This window comes from Duganella rivi (assembly GCF_009857435.1).
Lineage (GTDB): Bacteria > Pseudomonadota > Gammaproteobacteria > Burkholderiales > Burkholderiaceae_D > Rugamonas > Rugamonas rivi.
This window is the reverse complement of the sequence record NZ_WWCK01000003.1, coordinates 409,851-425,952: the sequence shown is the minus strand read 5'-3', so window position 1 is coordinate 425,952 and position 16,102 is coordinate 409,851. Positions and strand designations below refer to the sequence as shown.

Sequence of the window (16,102 nt, the reverse complement as noted above, 5' to 3'; positions counted from 1 at the left end):
GCAAATGCATCTGACCATACGGCACGAAACACGCTACACCTACACCTTGCCGCTGGCCTACACCATCCAGCAACTGCACCTGACGCCGCGCGTGGAATCGCAGCAGCACGTCTTGTCCTGGCAGCTTTCCACGCCCGGCCACGTGCACGCCTACACGGACGCCTACGGCAACCTGTCGCACATGATGACCATGGACGTACCGCACCAGGCGCTGTCCATCGTCGCCTACGGCGTGGTGGAGACCACTACGCCGGATCGCGGCCGCGTGCAGAACGGCGATACCCTGTCGCCGCTGATCTTCACGGTGCCAACCCGGCTGACGGCCGCCACGCCCGGCATCCTGGAACTGGCCGCCTCCTGCCTGCCGGACGGCAAAGCCACAACGCACGAGTTGATGTGCTTGGCCGAGCACATCTTTGGTGCGGTTCGGTATCAAAGCGGTGCGACCGCCGTCGATACCACGGCCAGCGCCGCGCTGGCGCTGGGGCAAGGGGTTTGCCAGGATCATGCGCACCTGTTCCTGGCTTGCTGCCACGCGCACGGCATTCCGGCGCGCTACGTGTCCGGCTACATCGACCCGGAAACCTCCGACCACGCCGCCAGCCACGCTTGGGTGGATGCATGGGTGCAAGACAAGGATTACACCGGCTGGGTCAGCATCGATGTCACCCACGCCCGGCTGATGACCGACGCCTACTGCCGCATCGCCATCGGCCGCGATTACGACAGCGCGGCGCCGGTGCGCGGCATGCGGCGCGGCGGCGGCACCGAGTCTCTGAGCGTTGACGTACAGATCGTGCCGCAATGACGCGTGTAAAATAACGATACTTTCAATCAATACTGAACAACGATGACCTATTGTGTAGGCATGCGCCTGAATGCCGGGCTGGTGTTTTTATCGGATTCGCGCACCAATGCGGGCGTGGATCAGGTCGGCACGTTCCGCAAGCTGAGCGTGTTTGAAATCCCCGGCGACCGCATGATGGTGATGATGACTGCCGGCAACCTGTCGATTTCGCAATCGATTCGCCAGCTGGTGTCCGAACTGAAAACCGAGGACGGCCACAGCATCTGGAACGCGCCCAATATGTACGAGGCGGCGCGGCTCTTGGGCGAAGCGGTGCGGCAGGTGCACGAGCGCGATGCGGCGTCGCTGTCGGCGTTTGGGATTGAATTCAACGTCAGCATCATCTTCGGCGGCCAGATCAATGGCGAGCGCTGCCGCCTGTTCCAGATTTACTCGGCCGGCAATTTCATCGAATCGCACGACGAGAACACCTATTTCCAGATCGGCGAGGCCAAGTACGGCAAACCCATCATCGACCGCGTGGTGACGCCCGCCACCTCGCTCGATGACGCCGCCAAGTGCGCGCTGATATCCATGGATTCGACGCTGCGCTCCAACGTCTCGGTCGGCCTGCCGCTCGATCTGCTGGTGTACGAGGCCGACAGCCTCGCTGTCACCCACTTCGTCACCATCGATGAGCGCAACGAGTACTTCCAGATGATCCGCAACACCTGGGGCCACCAGCTCAAGAGTGTATTTGAGGGGCTGGATGCGCCGGTATGGAACGCCGCCCCCGAAGTGGCCGGCAATGTGTTGCATTCCACCAACACTGGCAGCAAGCCGGTAAAAGTGGCGCCACCGCCCAGGGTCGCTATACCAGCGGTATCGCGCTCGCCGTTACAAACGCTGTCGCAACAATTTCACGACGGACAACAGTAATCAGCCTGGCGCTGCGGCGGCGTATGATAGGATAAAGACAACCTGCCCCGGAGCTACGCATGACTGACGCTATCCCAATGCCTGCCGACGAGAATATTTTCTCGGTCGCCCCCCTGCTGAAATACATGGGGAACGACGATAAGGCGCTGGAAATCATCTCCAAGATCGTGCGCGACGCTTGCGCGCCGGGCATGGCGCCGTTTGAACAGGCCAGCACCGCGCTGCGTGAGCACCGCCTCGCGGACGCCGGAAAAATCTTCCATAGCCTGCGCGGTTCGATCGGCACGCTGGGCGCCAAGCGGCTGGTGACAGCGTCCCTCAAGCTGGAACAAGCCATTGCTGAGCAAAGCACCGATACCATCCCCTCCCTGTTTGCCGCGCTGGAATCCGAGTACCAACTGGTATTGCGCGATGCCGGCGACTGGCTGCAGCGCAACGCTCCACAAGGCGCGTAAGCCTCTCCCCATCATTCACGTTTTATGAAGTGCTGACTTTGCTGCATTGCACAGCCGGCGCCGCCTCGCCATGGCTTTTTATTCATTAACGAATGGTTACAATTGTTACCCCCATGAGCGCTTACCATACGGGACAGATAAATTCTTCGTGCTAATATCGCCAGCACTTGAGCTTTGCTTCAAGAGTTGCTGGTTTCAAATTGCACGTTATTGCGTATTCGACAATTTGCCGAAACGCAAGTATAATGGTGCAACGCATCGTGGTCGGCGTATGGCTTCAATCAAGGGTATTTAATTTATGGAATTATTCAACAAGTCTGGTGTATTGGTATCGTCGGTGCTGGTGCTCGTCGGCGCCCTGATTGCCTGCCAGGCCCAGGAAGATGCAATTCCGTCCCCGACTGTGATTGAAGCCGCCGCCATGCAAATCGGCCCGACCGGCCAGCCTGCGGCCGAACGCCGCCTGCAGGAATGGGCCGATCAAGGCTCGCCAGTGGCCCAGCGCGAATTGGCGCTGCGCTACCTCTCCAATCCGGCCAAGCGCCGCGAAGCCATGGAATTGTTTGAGCGCGCAGCGAGCGCCGGTGACGCCCAGGCGGCTGTCGGCCTGGTCGGCATGGCGCATGACAGCGCCGTGAGTGGTGTTTCCAGCAGCGCCGGCAGTTCCGGCGCCGCGATCAGCGCTGGCCGCGTCATCAAAGAAGCTGCGACCGCCAATTACATCGCTCACTAAGCCCGCGCAATGGACCGTCTACGCGCGCTGGAAGTGTTCGTAGAAGTCGTCAAGCGCGACGGTTTCGCCCGTGCCGCCGAGGCGCTGGATACCTCGCCGGCCAATGTCACCCGCTACATCAGCGATCTCGAAGCTCACCTGCAAACCCGCTTGCTCAACCGCAGCTCGCGCAAGATGTCGCTGACGTCCAGCGGCGAAGCGCTGTATGAGCGCGCCAAGTCGATCCTGGCCGACGTGGCGGAGGCCGAGGCCATCGTTTCCACCGCCACCTTGCAACCGCACGGACTGCTGCGCATCAATGCGCCGCTCAGTTTTGGCGTGCTCCACCTGGCGCCGCTGTGGGCCAAGTTCATGCGGCTTTACCCGGAAGTGCAACTAGATGTTTCACTGATCGACCGCGTGGTCGACATCGTGGAGGAAGGTTACGACATGGCGGTGCGTATTTCGCGCGCCGGTTCGGCCGCCAACGTGGCGCGCAAGCTGGCCACCTCGCGCAACGTGCTGTGCGCCTCGCCCGACTACATCCAGCAGCACGGCATGCCGTTGACGCCGGCCGATTTGCTGCAACACGCCTGCATCGGCTACAGCTACGCCGCCACCGCCGATGAATGGCAGATGCTGGACGCCAGCGGCCAGCCGCATGCGGTCAAAGTCAACTACACCATGCGCACCAACAACGGCGACACGGCGGTGGCCGCCGCGCTCGGTGGCTTGGGCGTGATCTGGCAACCGACCTTCCTGGTTGGCGCCGACCTGCGCGCCGGCCGCCTGCAGCGCGTGTTGCCCGACTATCACATGCCGGACATGGACGTGCTGGCCGTCTACCCGAGCCGTCGCCACCTGAGCGCCAAGGTACGGGTGATGATCGATTTCCTCGTTCAGGAGCTGGCCGGCACGCCGTGGGACGACGCACCATAAAGTTCCCCATTTTCGTTTGAGGCAGATCATCTGAACATGCTGCGCTAGCGCCGATACTCCTATCTTTCGGAGGACCGGTAATGATCGATAGCGCGCAGCAGGCAGCATCACAGGGACAGTTCCGCGACCAGTTGCGCGCATTCACGCAGCGGCACAGCGCCGGGCACTGGAGCGGCAGTTTTGCCGAATTCATGGATCAAGTACTGCCCGCCGCGCCCGCGCAACTGGCGCGCAGTTCGCATCAATACATCTGGGACATGCTGCGCTGGAGCGGCAACGATGGCGACGACGGCAAGCTGCGCTGCAGCCTGTTTGCCGACGAATTATTCGGTATCGACGACGCCCTCGCCCGCGTGGCTGACTATTTCAAGGCGGCTGCGGCCGGTTCCGAGGTTGGGCGGCGCCTGCTGTTGCTGCTGGGGCCGCCGTCGGGCGGCAAGTCGACGCTGGTAATCCGGCTCAAGCGCGGGCTGGAGGAATACAGCTACACCGACGCCGGCGCCATGTACGGCATCGCTGGCTGCCCGTTGCGCGAGTCGCCGCTGCACCTGGTGCCGCACACGCTGCGCGCCGGCTTCCGCGAGAGCTACGGGGTGGATGCCAGCGGCGAACTGTGCCCGCACTGCCGCGCGCGGCTGGAGCATGAGCTGGGCGGCGATTTCCTGCGCATGCCGGTGGAGCGCATCTTCATCTCGGAGGCCGGCCGCAGCGCCATCGGCACCTACGCGCCGCACGATCCCAACACCGCCGATATTGCCGACCTGGTGGGCTCGGTGGACTTGGCGCGCGTGGCCGAGTTTGGCGACGAAGGCGATCCGCGCGCGTGGTCGTGGTCTGGCACGGTGTACGCGGCCAGCCGCGGCGTGCTGGAGATGATCGAAATCCTCAAGGTGAAGCGCGAGTTTTTGTAGGCGCGCTCTCCCCTGGTCTAAGATCGTTGGAGCAAAAAGCCAGTGTACTAACGGGCTCAAACGCATCCTTGAGCCAAATCAACGACTGCCATGCGCGACCTACTGATTACCCTGATTGTCTTTGCCAGCCTGCCGCTGATCGTCAAGAACCCCGTCAACGGCGTGTTGATGTGGATCTGGATCAGCGTCATGAATCCGCATACCCAAGGCTGGGGCTTCGCCACCACCTTCCCATTCGCCCAGATCATTGCCGTGGTCACCATCTTCAGCTTGGCCACCTCGCGCGCGCCCAAGTCCTTGCCCGCCAGCGGCATCACCTTCGCCTTGCTGGCCATGGTGTTGTGGATGAACGTCACCACCTTGTTTGCGATCTTCCCGGCCGCGTCGCAGATCCAGCTGGGCAAAGTCATGAAAATCATGCTGATGAGCTTGGTGACCATGGTGGTGATCCGCAGCCGCGAGGACGTGCACCGCATGATCTGGGTGCTGGCCTTATCGCTTGGCTTTTACGGCGTGAAAGGCGGCATCTTCACCGTGCGCGAAGGCGGCAACTACCGGGTGTGGGGGCCGACCGGCACCTTCATCGGCGGCAATAACGAGATCGCGCTGGCGCTCATCATCGCCATCCCGCTGATGCGCTACCTGCAGCTGAGCAGCGACAAGCGCTGGGTCAAGCGCGGCTGGACGGTGGCGATGCTGTTGTCGGCCATGGCCGCGCTCGGCTCCTACTCGCGCGGCGCGCTGCTGGCGATTGCCGCCATGATGGCGCTGATGTGGCTCAAGAGCCACAAGAAAATGCTGGGCGCCTTGCTGATTGCCGTCTTCGCTCCGTTCGCCCTGTTCTTCATGCCGGAACGCTGGACTGAGCGCATGGACAGCATCGCCGACTACCAAGCCGACAACTCGGCCATGGGCCGCATCAACGCCTGGAACATGGCTTACAACCTGGCGCGCGACCGCTTCTTCGGCGGCGGCTTCGAGATTGCCGAGCCGTCCGTGTTCTATTTGTACGCGCCGAATCCCGCCGACGTGCACGCCGCGCACAGCATCTACTTCCAGGCGCTGGGCGAGCACGGCTTTGTCGGCCTCGGCCTGTACCTGCTGGTCGGCGTGCTGACCTGGCGCTCCGCCGCCTACGTGGTGCGCCACAGCCGCGACGACGCGGAACTGCAATGGGCCAGCAATCTGGCCAAGATGATCCAGGCCAGCTTGATCGGCTTTGCGGTCGGCGGCGCGTTCTTGAGCTTGCTGTATTTCGATGTTCCCTACTACCTGATGGCCGCCGTCGTCGCCCTGCGCGCACTGACCGAGCAGCGAATGGCGCGCCGCACCGCCGAGGCGCCGCCATGAACCGGCTATCGATCCTGATCTACCACCGCGTGCTGCCGCGGCCCGATCCCTTGCTGCCCAGCCTGCCGGACGCGCGCCGCTTCGACCGCCACATGGCGATCCTCCAGCGCTGCTTTAACGTGCTGCCGATGGCCGCGGCGCTGCGCGGCCTGCAACAGCAATGCCTGCCGCCGCGCGCCGCCATCATCACCTTTGACGACGGCTATGCCGACAACGCCACGTGCGCCCTGCCCATCCTGCAACAACACGGCTTGCACGCCACCTTTTTTATCGCCAGCGGCTACCTCGACGGCGGCCAAATGTGGAACGACGACGTCATCGCCCACGCCCGCCGCGGCGGCATGCCGCCGCAGGCCCTGGATCAGTTGCTGCTGCAACTCAAATACCTGCCGTTTGAAGTCCGCCTGCGCGCCGCCCGCGCCCTGGCGCCGCCGCGCAATGGCGACCTGATGATGACCACTGCCCAGGTGCAGGCATTGGCCGCCGCCGGCATGACCATCGGCGCGCACACGCATCGCCACCCGATCCTGGCCGCCGTGCCGGACGACGAGGCGCTGGCCGACATCAGGCAAGGCAAGGCCGTGCTGGAAGCCCTGATTCAAGCACCTGTCACCACCTTTGCCTATCCCAACGGGCGGCCGGGCGCCGACTACCGCCAGCGCCACGTCGAGATGGTGCGCGAGGCCGGCTTCGAGGCCGCCTTCAGCACCGTCCCCGGCGTCGCCTACGCGGGCAGCGATGTGCATCAATTGCCGCGTTTCACGCCTTGGGAGCCAGATCGCCTGCGCTTTCTGGTACGCTTGCTATTGCAGCGCAGAGTTGCGCGCTGATCGAGGCCTGAACCACCGGAAACCTTGCATAAGGCGTATCCCGTCATGACCAACCCTGCCGAGCAGCCCCCGCTCCCGACCGAGGCGCTGGAAAAACGCCGTGCCCAGATCTATCCCGTGCTCAGCGAAACCGATATGCGCCACGTGCGCCGCTTTGGCCAAGAGCGTCACTTTGAGGCGGGTGAGCGGATCTATCTGGCCGGCCAAGTGCCGCCCGGCACACTGTTCATCGTCGAAGGCCGCATCGCGGTCTACCGCAACGATGGTTTTAGCACCGATGGCTTGATCGTGACCTTGCAAAAAGGCCAGTACACCGGCGAGGTTGGTCAACTGTCGGATCGGCCATCGATGGCGGACGGCGTCGCTGTCGGGCGCGTGACTGCTATCGTGTTGTCGGCCGAAGCGCTGCGCGGCTTGCTGGTCGCCCACGCCGACCTCGGCGCGCTGTTGATACGCTCGCTCATCCTGCGCAGTGTTGCGCTGATGGAGCAAAATTCAGGCGGCCCAGTCCTCATCGGGCCGCCCGGCCATGCGCGCAGCCACGCACTGCAAAGCTTCTTGACCGCCAATTCCCATCCCTACACCGTGCTTGATCCGCAGACCGACGAGCGAGCCGCAGCGCTGGTCGCGGCCGAAAAGCCCGGCGCCGATGACTGGCCGCTGGTAATCTGCCCGGGCGTCGGCCTCAGGAAAAATCCATCGGTGCCGGAACTCGGCCGTTGCATCGGCATGCTCAGGCACATGAGCGAAGACACCGTGTGGGATTTGATTATCGTCGGCGGCGGGCCGGCCGGGCTGGCCGCCGCCGTGTATGCCGGTTCCGAGGGCCTGTCGGTGCTGGTGCTGGAAACGCGCGCCTACGGCGGCCAGGCCGGCGCCAGCGCGCGCATCGAAAACTACCTGGGCTTCCCGACCGGCATTTCCGGCGCCGGCCTGACCGGCCGCGCTTACGTGCAAGCCGAAAAGTTCGGCGTCGAGATCGCCATCCCGGCCCCGGCCGGAAGGCTGATCTGCGACAGCTATCCCTTAAAGGTGGAAATGTGCGGCAGCCTGACCATGCTGAAAGCACGCGCGGTGGTGCTGTCGTGCGGCGCCCGCTACCGCCGTCCTGCCCTCGATTGCCTCAAGCAATTTGAAGGGCGCGGCGTGTACTTCTGGGCCTCCTCGGTCGAGGCGCAGCTGTGCAAACAGGAAGAGGTGGTGCTGGTCGGCGGCGGCAACTCGGCAGGCCAGGCCGCGGTCTTTCTCGCAGCGCACGCGGCCAAGGTGCATATCCTGATCCGCAAGGGCAGCCTGTCATCAACCATGTCCAACTATCTCATTGAACGGATCGCTGCCCATCCAAATATCGAATTGCACACCCATTCCGAGATCGTCGGGCTCGCGGGGGATGACGATGGGTTGAAACAAGTGCGTATCCGCGACGCCCGCAGCAACGAAGAATCCACTTGCCAGACGCGCCGCTTGTTTCTCTTTATCGGCGCCGACCCGAATACCGGCTGGCTGGAAGGCTGCGGCGTTGCTGTCGACCGCAACGGCTTCATCGTTACCGGCGACGACGTCGACGGCGCTCCGCCCTGCGAGGCCGGCGACGCCGAGCAAGACTACGTGCGCAGCGTCCGCGCGCAATCGACGCTGATGACCAGCGTCCCGGGCGTATTTGCCATCGGCGACGTCCGTGCCGGTTCGACCAAGCGGGTAGCGGCGGCCGTGGGTGAAGGCGCGGCGGTGGTGGCGCAAATCCACGCCTTCCTGGCCACCGCCCCCCGGCCAGACTAATTCCTGGACGCGGCCTCGACTATCACCGCGGCCACCTCCTTGGGCCGCGAGATATACACCGCGTGGCTGGCCTTGACCTCCGTCACGGCAAAGCCGCCGCGCTGGTACATAAAGCGCTCCAACGCGGGATTGATGGCGCGATCCTCGCTGGCGACGATGCCCCAGCTGGGCTTGTTCTTCCACGCCGGGTTGCTGACCTTGGTGGAAAACACCGAAGCGTTGGGCAATACCTGCGAGATCGCCATGAAGCGCGCCGTCTTGGCCGGCAAGTCGGCTGCAAAGTCCTGGTGGAACTGGGCCGGATCGAGTTGAATGTAGCCGTCCGGCGTGCGCTTGGACGCGGTCGACGCCGGCGGCATTTTTTGCCGCAGGTCGGCGGCCGATTCGCCGTCTTCCGGCGCGTAGGCCGCCACGTACACCAGCGCCGTCACCTTCGGATCGCCGCCAGCCTGGGTGATGACGATGCCGCCGTAGCTGTGCCCGACCAGCACCACGGGGCCGTCCTGCGCGGCCAGCACGCGCTTCACCGCCAGCACGTCCTCGTCAAGCGAGGTCTCGGGATGCTGCACCACTGATACGCGGTAGCCCTTGTCCTCCAGAATTTCCGCCACTTCGCGCCAGCCTGAACCATCGGCGAAGGCGCCGTGAACCAGCACCACATTCTTGGCGGCGCTTGCCGGGACGGCCTGCATCAACGCAACGGCAATCGCTGCGACGGCGATGAAACGATTCATGATCTACACCTCCCCGGCCAGGTTCATTAATTGCTCCGCAGCGCCTTGACGATTTCCTCCGCCAGCGGGCCGCCCGAGGCAGGATTCTGACCGGTGAACAGGCGGCCGTCCACAATCACCTTCGGCTGCCACGGCTCGGCCGAGGAGAACTGGGCGCCCTCCTTCACCAGCGCATCCTCCAGCAAGAACGGCACGTCGTCCTTGGCATAGCCGAATTCCTCCTGGTTCGAGAACGAGGTCAGCTTGCGACCATTGACCAGCGCGCTGCCATCGCCCAGCTTGACACCAAGGAAAGCGCAAGGGCCGTGGCACACCGCCGACACGATGCGGCCGGCGTCCCAGGCACGCGCAACGGCGGCCTTGACGCCGGCATCGGTGGCGATGTCGGCCATCGGGCCCAGGCCGCCGGGAACGAAGATGGCATCGTAGTCGAGCACGTCCACCTCGGATAATTTGCGGCTCTTGCCAAGGCGGCGCAGCGACTTGCTGTTGCGGAAGGCCACTTGCACCGGATCTTTCTCGTCATAGCCGTCCTCGGTGGGAGCGCCGCCCAGCGGCGAGGCGTATTCGACCGCGATGCCGTGTTTTTCAAACACCTCCAGCGGGTGTGCAATCTCGGGGAAAAAGAAACCGGTGGGACGCTTGTTGGGGCCAATCACATGCGTGTTGGTGACAATAAACAGGATGTGCTTCATGCTCATTTCCCTCTCCTTCGCTAGTCGCTGCCTTCTACCAGGAGCAAACGGTATTGCGCGCCCTTCAGCCGATGCTGGCGCGCTGCTTGATAAAGCGGGCTCTCGTACCAGGCGCGGGCGGCGGCCATGTCCGGGAAGCGCAGGATGGCGACGCCTTCCGGCGCCTCCCCTTCTAGGACATCGAGCTTGCCGTAGAATGCCAGGCGAGTAATATCGTGGCCGGTGCGGGCGGCAGGCGCGGTTTGCGCGTATTGTTCCATTTCGGCGGCGTCCGTGGTGGACTCGCGGATGAAGATCACGTATGCAGACATTGCCGCCTCTTTTTTGCAGAGCAGGAGGTTTATTGTAGTCCACTCTGCTCAGTTTCATACCCCGTTTTGGGGGATGCCGAGGCCTGAATGTGGGTTTGCAGCCAGCGTTCCAGCATCATCAGCACCCACACCATGGTGCCGTGGTAGGCCGGATGCTCGTGCACCAGCTTGCCCGTCAATTGATCGATGAAGTCGGCGCGCACCAGGCGGCGCGCTTTCAGGTCGTGCAAACTATCGTAGGCCAGTGCCCGCAAGCGGGCATCCTGCATCAGCCACGCCCCGAACGGCATGCCGAAGCCGTGTTTTTTCTTGTGCACGATGGCGCGCGGCAGATGCTCGCGCAGCGCCTGCTTGAAGAAATAGCGCAGCCGCGTGCCGTGCAGCTTGTCGTCCGGCGGCAGGCGCGCCGAGAAAGCCAGCATCTCGTCGCTCAGAAATGGGAACGCCGCCTCCAAGCCGGCCAGTTCACACGCCGTCGTCACCTTGCGCAGATCGTTATCGGCCAGCGTGTAGCGCAAGTCCAGCGCCTGCATGCGGTTGATCTGGCTGAGCCCGTGGGACTCCCAGTAGCAGGCGTTCAACTGTCCCAGCGGCCCGCCCTCGTCCACTGTTGCCAGGAAGTCCGCGTGCAGTACCTGCGCCGGCCCGTAACGCCCCAGCAGATTGTAGGTTTCCAGCCGCGCCGGCATCGGCACCAGCGCTTGTTCGACGTAGCTGCGGGCCTTGCGCAGCGGCGGCCAGTTCACCTGGCCCGCCAGGCCAAACAGCATCGGCTCCAGCGCCAGTTGACGCAAGCCCGACGGCAAGCGCTCGTAGCGCGCGAACACGGCTTGGCGGGCGTAGCGCTCGTTGCCGCCGAATAGTTCGTCGCCGCCATCGCCGCCGATCAAGCGGGTGACGCCGTCCGCGCGTGCCATCCGGGCGCAAAAATAGGCCGGCACGATGGAGGAATTGCCGAACGGCTGGTCGCAGGCGGCGGCTATGCGTGGGACGGCGTCGGCCACATCCCCTGCGGCCAGGTAAAACTCGTGATGTTGCGCGCCGAAGTGGCGGGCTGCGATGCGGGCGTAGGCCATTTCATCGTAGCCATCGACGTCGAAACCGATGGAATAGGTGCGCGGCGCCTGGCCGTTGATCTTGCCCAGCATGCCGGCCAGCGTGGAACTGTCGGTGCCGCCGCTGAGGAAAGCACCGATCTGGCCGTCCGCCGCCTGCCGCACCGAATCCTGCAAAATGCCGAGAAACTGCCGCTTCATCACGGCAAACGGCAAGCTGCGCTCCTCGTGAAAGCGGATGCGCCAGTAGGCGCCTCGCTCCATGCGGCCGCGCCGGTACAGCAGATATTCGCCCGGCAGCAAGCGGTGCCGGTTGCGATACACGCTGCGCGGCGCGGGAATCACGTGAAAATACAGGTAGTTATAGAGCGCCTGCGGATCAAGCTCGCCGGCCGGTAAGTCCGCCGCCGAACTGGCGAACTGCAGCCCTTGCGCGTTGCCCTCGTAGTGCATGGCGTGCACGCCGCTGCGATCCACTGCCAGCAATACCTCGCCCTTGCTGCTATCGATAATGCAGGCCGCGAAGTGGCCGGACAATTCGGCGCAAGCCTGCGCACCGCGTACCCGCCAAGCTGCGGCCAGCCGCGCTGCCAACTGATCCCGGCTGCCGGCCATCAGCGCGCGCCCGTACACCGCCGCCTGCAAGCCGGGCTCCGAATGCTGGCTGACGCTGCCGCCGGGCGCGGTGACCAAAAGCTCGCAGTCGTGCGGCATATTCAGGTGGCCGCGCAGGCCGCTCATACCAGCACCTCCAGCGGCGGCGGATGGCCAAGGAAGGCAATCGGACTGGCGGTCAGCCCATAGGCGCCGGACTGGAATACCACCACGTAATCGCCCGGCTCCGCGCGCGCCAGCTCCAGGCTGTCGGCCAAGGTATCGAGCGGCGTGCACAGCGGGCCAACCACGCTGGCCACCTCGCGCGGCCCGGCCTGCATGCGATTGCCGATCGCCACCGGATAATTCTTGCGGATCACCTGCCCAAAATTGCCGGACGCGGCCAGATGGTGGTGCATGCCGCCATCCGTAATCACAAACACCTGCCCGTGCGACAGCTTGCGCTCCAGCACTCGGCAGACGTAGACGCCGGCCTCCGCCACCAGGTAGCGGCCCAGCTCCAGCACCAGCCGCGTTTGCGGCGAGGCCGCGTCCAGCGTCTGCATCAACTCGTGCAGCCCCGACGCCACTGCCGACAAATCCAGCGCCCGCTCGCCGGGAAAGTACGGCACGCCAAAGCCGCCGCCGATATTCAGCACGCGCAGCGGCGCCGGCGCGTTATCGGCCAGCCGCAGCGCCAGATGCAGGCATAAGCGCTGCGCCTCGCAAATCGCCGTCGCCGACAAATTCTGTGCTCCGCAGAACAGGTGGAAGCCCTGGAAATCCAGTCCCAGCGCGCCCAGCTTGCGCAACATGGCCGGCACGCGCTCGGCATCGACGCCGAACTGTCGCGCGCCGCCACCCATTTTCATGCCGGCGTACTTCAATTCAAACTCGGGATTGACGCGCACCGCGACGCGCGGCGTGAGTCCGAGCAGATCGCCGATGCGGGCGGCGCGTTCCATTTCCTCTTCCGATTCCAGGTGCAGCAGCACGCCTGCCGCAATCGCGCTGCGCAGCTCGGCGTTGCTCTTGCCCGGCCCGGCAAAGCTGATGCGCGACGGCGGCATGCCGGCATCAAGCGCCGTTTTCAACTCGCCGCCGGAAGCGACGTCGAAACCATCGACTAGCAAGCCCATCATTTGTACCAACGCCGGCATGGGATTGGCCTTGATGGCATAGTGCACATGCAGCGCCGGCGGCAAGGTATTGCGCAGCAGCTCAATCCTTGTTTGGATGTGTTCGCGCTCGTAGGCATAAAACGGCGTCCGGCCTACCCGCTCCGCCAGTCGCGGCAGCGTGATGCCGCCCAGTTGCAAGCAATCGTCCAGCACCGGGAATTGGCGCTGCTCAGCGTGGGTCGGGTTCATGTGCGTGCCTCCAGCGCCTGCGCCAGCAGCTTGCGGTCGATCTTGCCGTTGGGATTGCGCGGCAGCGGCTGCTCGCGCAATTCGATGCGTGACGGCACCATGTAGGCGGGCAAGGCGCGCTTGCAGGCGGCCAGCAGCGCATCGCCATCGAGCGTGGCGCCGACCGCCACCAGCGCAATCGCCTGCCCCAGCGCTGGATGGGCGTAGCCAAACGCCGCCACCTCCGTCACCAGGCCGGTCGCGTAGACCACTTCCTCCACCTCCGCCGGACTGACCCGGTAGCCGGAGGTCTTGATCATGTCGTCGCTGCGGCCGATGAAGTAGAGATAACCTTCGTCATCGGCACGCACCGTGTCCCCAGACCAGACCGCCAGTTCCGCCAGCGGCAAGCCATCCGCTCGCGCTGGCAGTGGCCGGAAGCGCTCGGCGGTGCGGGCGACATCGTTCCAGTAGCCCATCGCCACCAGCGCGCCGCGATGCACCAGCTCGCCTGGCTCGTTCGCTGCGCATGGCGAGCCGTCTTGCCGCAGCACCAGTATCTCGGCGTTGGGAATGGCCTTGCCGATCGAGTCCGGCCGCAGATCCAGCTGCTCCGGCGCCAGATAGGTGGAGCGGAAGGCTTCGGTCAGGCCGTACATCAGGTAAATCTGCACATGCGGCAAAGCGCGGCGCAGCGCTTTGATGGTGTGCTGCGGCATCACGCCGCCGGAATTGGTGATATAGCGCAGCCGCCGCGCGTGGTGCCAACTGAGATCGGCCAGCTGGATCCACAGCGGCGGCACCCCGGCCATGCCGGTGATGCGGTCGCGGTCGATGGCGTCCAGCACGTCGCGCAGCAGCAAGTGATTCAGCAATACAGCGCAGGCGCCGACCGAGAACGCCGTCGTCAACTGGCTCAAGCCATAATCAAAACTGAGCGGCAGCACGCACAGGATGCGGTCTTCCGGCATGTTGTTGAGGTAGCTGGCGACGCTGGTTGCGCCCGCCACCAAATTCCGGTGCGACAGTATCACGCCCTTGGGCTGGCCCGTGCTGCCGGAGGTGTACAAGATGGCGGCCATATCGCTATCGATGCAGGCATGTGAGGAACGCGGCGGCGCGCCAGCCATGCACTCGCGCCAGGACAGCAGCTGCACGCCTTGCAGCGGCGCCAATCCCGCCATCGAACCGATCACGATGACCACGCGCAAATCAGGGCAAGCACTGAGCGCGCCGGCCAGTTGGTTCAGTCGTTCGCGCGAGGTCACCAGGATGCGCACCTTGCAGTCGGCCAGAATGTAGGCCACCTGCTCCGGCTTCAGCACCGGATTGACCGGCACGAACACGCCGCCAGCGGCGGCGGCACCGAACATCGCCGCCACCGCCTCTTCGCGCTTTTCTAGGAACACCGCCAGCCGCGCGCCGCGCGCCAGCCCGTGCTCCAGCCACGCGTCGGCGGCCTGCCGCACCATCTGCGCCAGCGCGGCGTAATTCAGGCCCACGCCTTGATACGACAAGGCTTGCCGCTCCGGCATCGCGCGCGCGGAGGCAAAAATGAAATCGTGGATGAGCTGCGCCATGGCGATCGCCTTCAAGATGGACGGGTCTTCCATCATCGGGAGAATCGGCTCAGCCGTTGTTGATGCCGATCAAACTCTGCGCGCGCTTGTGCTGGCGCAAACCGTGCGCCTGGCGGCCATAGTCTAATCGGAATCCCGCCCTCGATGAATTCAATGCCATGCGCCGTACCTTTGCACAACTGGGATTGCTCAACACCGCGCTGTACCTGGTGGCGCGGCTGCTGGAGCGCGCGAGCGGCGGACGCTGGACGCTGCTGCGCTACGTATTTGTCGCGCAATACGTGAGCGACGCGCCACTGCTGCCGATGCGCGGCGCCGATATCGAGATCCGCATGCCCGGCGCCGACGCCGCGCTGCCGGCCGGCTATCCACGTCCGCCGCAAGTGGTGCGCGCACGCTATGCACAAGGCGCACAGACCTTGTGCGCCTGGCGCAACGGCGGACTGGCAGGGTTTCTGTGGCTGATTGCCGAAGCTTACGACGAGGATGAAGTGCGCGTCCGCTACCGGTTGGCGTCTTCGCGCCTCGGCTGGGATTTTGATGTGTGGGTGCGGCCGGAGGAACGTCTCGGCTGGGTGTTCCGCCGTTTGTGGGAAGCGGCGCGCCAGCACTTGCGCCGGCGCGGCGTGCGCTGGACGTGCAGCCGGATCTCCGCCTTCAACGCCGCCTCGCTGCGCGCACATGCGCAAATCGGCACCGTGCGGCTCGGCCACGCCGTGTTTCTCCGCTGTGGCGCGTGGCAGTGGATGATCGCCAGCCTGTGGCCGTATGTTCATCTATCGCGCAGTGCCACTTCCTTCCCCGAATTGACATTCAACCCTCCAACACAGGAGCCGCCATGCCACAACTTCAAGAAGTCTGCCAAATCCTGAGGGCCACGCTGGGACTGGGCCGGCAGCCGCTCAACGAAGACACGCCGCTGCTGGGCGCCATGCCGGAGCTGGATTCGATGGCGGTCGCCAGCCTGATTGTCGCGCTTGAACAGCACTACGGTTTCGAGGTGCGTGATGATGAAATCAGCGCGCGCCACTTCGCCACGGCCGGTTCGCTGGCGCGCTTCGTTGCCGATAAAATGGGCTGAT

18 protein-coding genes are annotated in these 16,102 nt (G+C 64.4%); 12 read left to right on the top strand and 6 right to left on the bottom strand.

Translation table 11 applies throughout. From position 1 onward, the window contains the following. Positions 1 to 4: 4 nt before the first annotated feature. The 9 genes from GTP45_RS10560 (at position 5) to GTP45_RS10520 (ending at position 8,702) form a co-directional block, all read left to right on the top strand. Positions 5 to 808, top strand: coding sequence for a transglutaminase family protein (locus GTP45_RS10560; protein WP_161013825.1), 804 nt, complete (start codon positions 5 to 7; stop codon positions 806 to 808). Between the two features lie 42 nt (positions 809 to 850). Further along, complete coding sequence (locus GTP45_RS10555) at positions 851 to 1,726, top strand: proteasome-type protease (protein ID WP_161013824.1); 876 nt, start codon at positions 851 to 853, stop codon at positions 1,724 to 1,726. A gap of 59 nt (positions 1,727 to 1,785) precedes the next feature. Beyond that, complete coding sequence (locus tag GTP45_RS10550; protein ID WP_161013823.1) at positions 1,786 to 2,181, top strand: Hpt domain-containing protein; 396 nt, start codon at positions 1,786 to 1,788, stop codon at positions 2,179 to 2,181. A 298-nt stretch (positions 2,182 to 2,479) separates the two neighbouring features. Then, a complete protein-coding gene (locus tag GTP45_RS10545; protein WP_161013822.1) occupies positions 2,480 to 2,914 on the top strand; it encodes a hypothetical protein in 435 nt (144 codons plus the stop codon). 9 nt (positions 2,915 to 2,923) lie between these two features. Beyond that, entirely contained in the window at positions 2,924 to 3,832 is a 909-nt protein-coding gene (locus GTP45_RS10540; RefSeq protein WP_161013821.1) for a LysR family transcriptional regulator, read from the top strand. Between the two features lie 80 nt (positions 3,833 to 3,912). After that, positions 3,913 to 4,743 carry a P-loop NTPase family protein gene (locus tag GTP45_RS10535; protein ID WP_229258406.1) on the top strand — a complete coding sequence of 277 codons (831 nt, stop codon included), beginning with the start codon at positions 3,913 to 3,915 and terminating at the stop codon, positions 4,741 to 4,743. 90 nt (positions 4,744 to 4,833) lie between these two features. Next, positions 4,834 to 6,093, top strand: coding sequence for a putative O-glycosylation ligase, exosortase A system-associated (locus GTP45_RS10530; RefSeq protein WP_161013820.1), 1,260 nt, complete (start codon positions 4,834 to 4,836; stop codon positions 6,091 to 6,093). After that, positions 6,090 to 6,923 (top strand): polysaccharide deacetylase family protein, encoded by an 834-nt coding sequence (locus GTP45_RS10525; RefSeq protein WP_161013819.1) that lies wholly within the window; start codon positions 6,090 to 6,092, stop codon positions 6,921 to 6,923. The genes GTP45_RS10530 and GTP45_RS10525 overlap by 4 nt, the downstream gene beginning before the upstream one ends. Positions 6,924 to 6,968: 45 nt before the next feature. After that, positions 6,969 to 8,702: an FAD-dependent oxidoreductase gene (locus tag GTP45_RS10520; RefSeq protein ID WP_161013818.1), complete on the top strand. Its 1,734-nt coding sequence runs from the start codon at positions 6,969 to 6,971 to the stop codon at positions 8,700 to 8,702. Here the strand turns inward: GTP45_RS10520 and GTP45_RS10515 are convergent. Genes GTP45_RS10515 through GTP45_RS10490 form a run of 6 tightly spaced genes read right to left on the bottom strand, consistent with a single transcriptional unit; the run spans position 8,699 to position 15,020 of the window. Further along, entirely contained in the window at positions 8,699 to 9,436 is a 738-nt protein-coding gene (locus GTP45_RS10515) for an alpha/beta fold hydrolase (protein ID WP_161013817.1), read from the bottom strand. The two genes, GTP45_RS10520 and GTP45_RS10515, sit on opposite strands and share 4 nt — an antisense overlap. Before the next feature lie 26 nt (positions 9,437 to 9,462). Then, on the bottom strand, positions 9,463 to 10,137 hold the full coding sequence (locus GTP45_RS10510) for a type 1 glutamine amidotransferase domain-containing protein (protein ID WP_161013816.1): 675 nt from the start codon (positions 10,135 to 10,137) through the stop codon (positions 9,463 to 9,465). A 14-nt stretch (positions 10,138 to 10,151) separates the two neighbouring features. Then, positions 10,152 to 10,442, bottom strand: coding sequence for a DUF1330 domain-containing protein (locus GTP45_RS10505; RefSeq protein ID WP_161013815.1), 291 nt, complete (start codon positions 10,440 to 10,442; stop codon positions 10,152 to 10,154). A 29-nt stretch (positions 10,443 to 10,471) separates the two neighbouring features. Next, positions 10,472 to 12,238, bottom strand: a complete 1,767-nt coding sequence (locus GTP45_RS10500; RefSeq protein ID WP_161013814.1) for an asparagine synthetase B family protein — start codon at positions 12,236 to 12,238, stop codon at positions 10,472 to 10,474. After that, positions 12,235 to 13,461, bottom strand: a complete 1,227-nt coding sequence (locus GTP45_RS10495) for a pyridoxal-dependent decarboxylase, exosortase A system-associated (protein ID WP_161013813.1) — start codon at positions 13,459 to 13,461, stop codon at positions 12,235 to 12,237. Before GTP45_RS10495 ends, GTP45_RS10500 begins: the two co-directional genes overlap by 4 nt. Continuing rightward, the gene (locus GTP45_RS10490; protein WP_161013812.1) at positions 13,458 to 15,020 is read right to left on the bottom strand and encodes an acyl-CoA ligase (AMP-forming), exosortase A system-associated; all 1,563 of its coding nucleotides are present in this window, start codon (positions 15,018 to 15,020) and stop codon (positions 13,458 to 13,460) included. The genes GTP45_RS10495 and GTP45_RS10490 overlap by 4 nt, the downstream gene beginning before the upstream one ends. Here GTP45_RS10490 and GTP45_RS28985 point away from each other — a divergent pair. From GTP45_RS28985 to GTP45_RS10480, 3 genes are read left to right on the top strand one after another with little or no spacing between them, the layout of a single operon-like run. After that, positions 15,019 to 15,147: a hypothetical protein gene (locus GTP45_RS28985; protein WP_267876190.1), complete on the top strand. Its 129-nt coding sequence runs from the start codon at positions 15,019 to 15,021 to the stop codon at positions 15,145 to 15,147. The two genes, GTP45_RS10490 and GTP45_RS28985, sit on opposite strands and share 2 nt — an antisense overlap. Before the next feature lie 31 nt (positions 15,148 to 15,178). Further along, positions 15,179 to 15,892 (top strand): GNAT family N-acetyltransferase, encoded by a 714-nt coding sequence (locus GTP45_RS10485; RefSeq protein WP_161013811.1) that lies wholly within the window; start codon positions 15,179 to 15,181, stop codon positions 15,890 to 15,892. After that, positions 15,859 to 16,101 (top strand): acyl carrier protein, encoded by a 243-nt coding sequence (locus tag GTP45_RS10480; protein ID WP_161013810.1) that lies wholly within the window; start codon positions 15,859 to 15,861, stop codon positions 16,099 to 16,101. Before GTP45_RS10485 ends, GTP45_RS10480 begins: the two co-directional genes overlap by 34 nt. The last annotated feature ends 1 nt before the right edge of the window (position 16,102 follow it).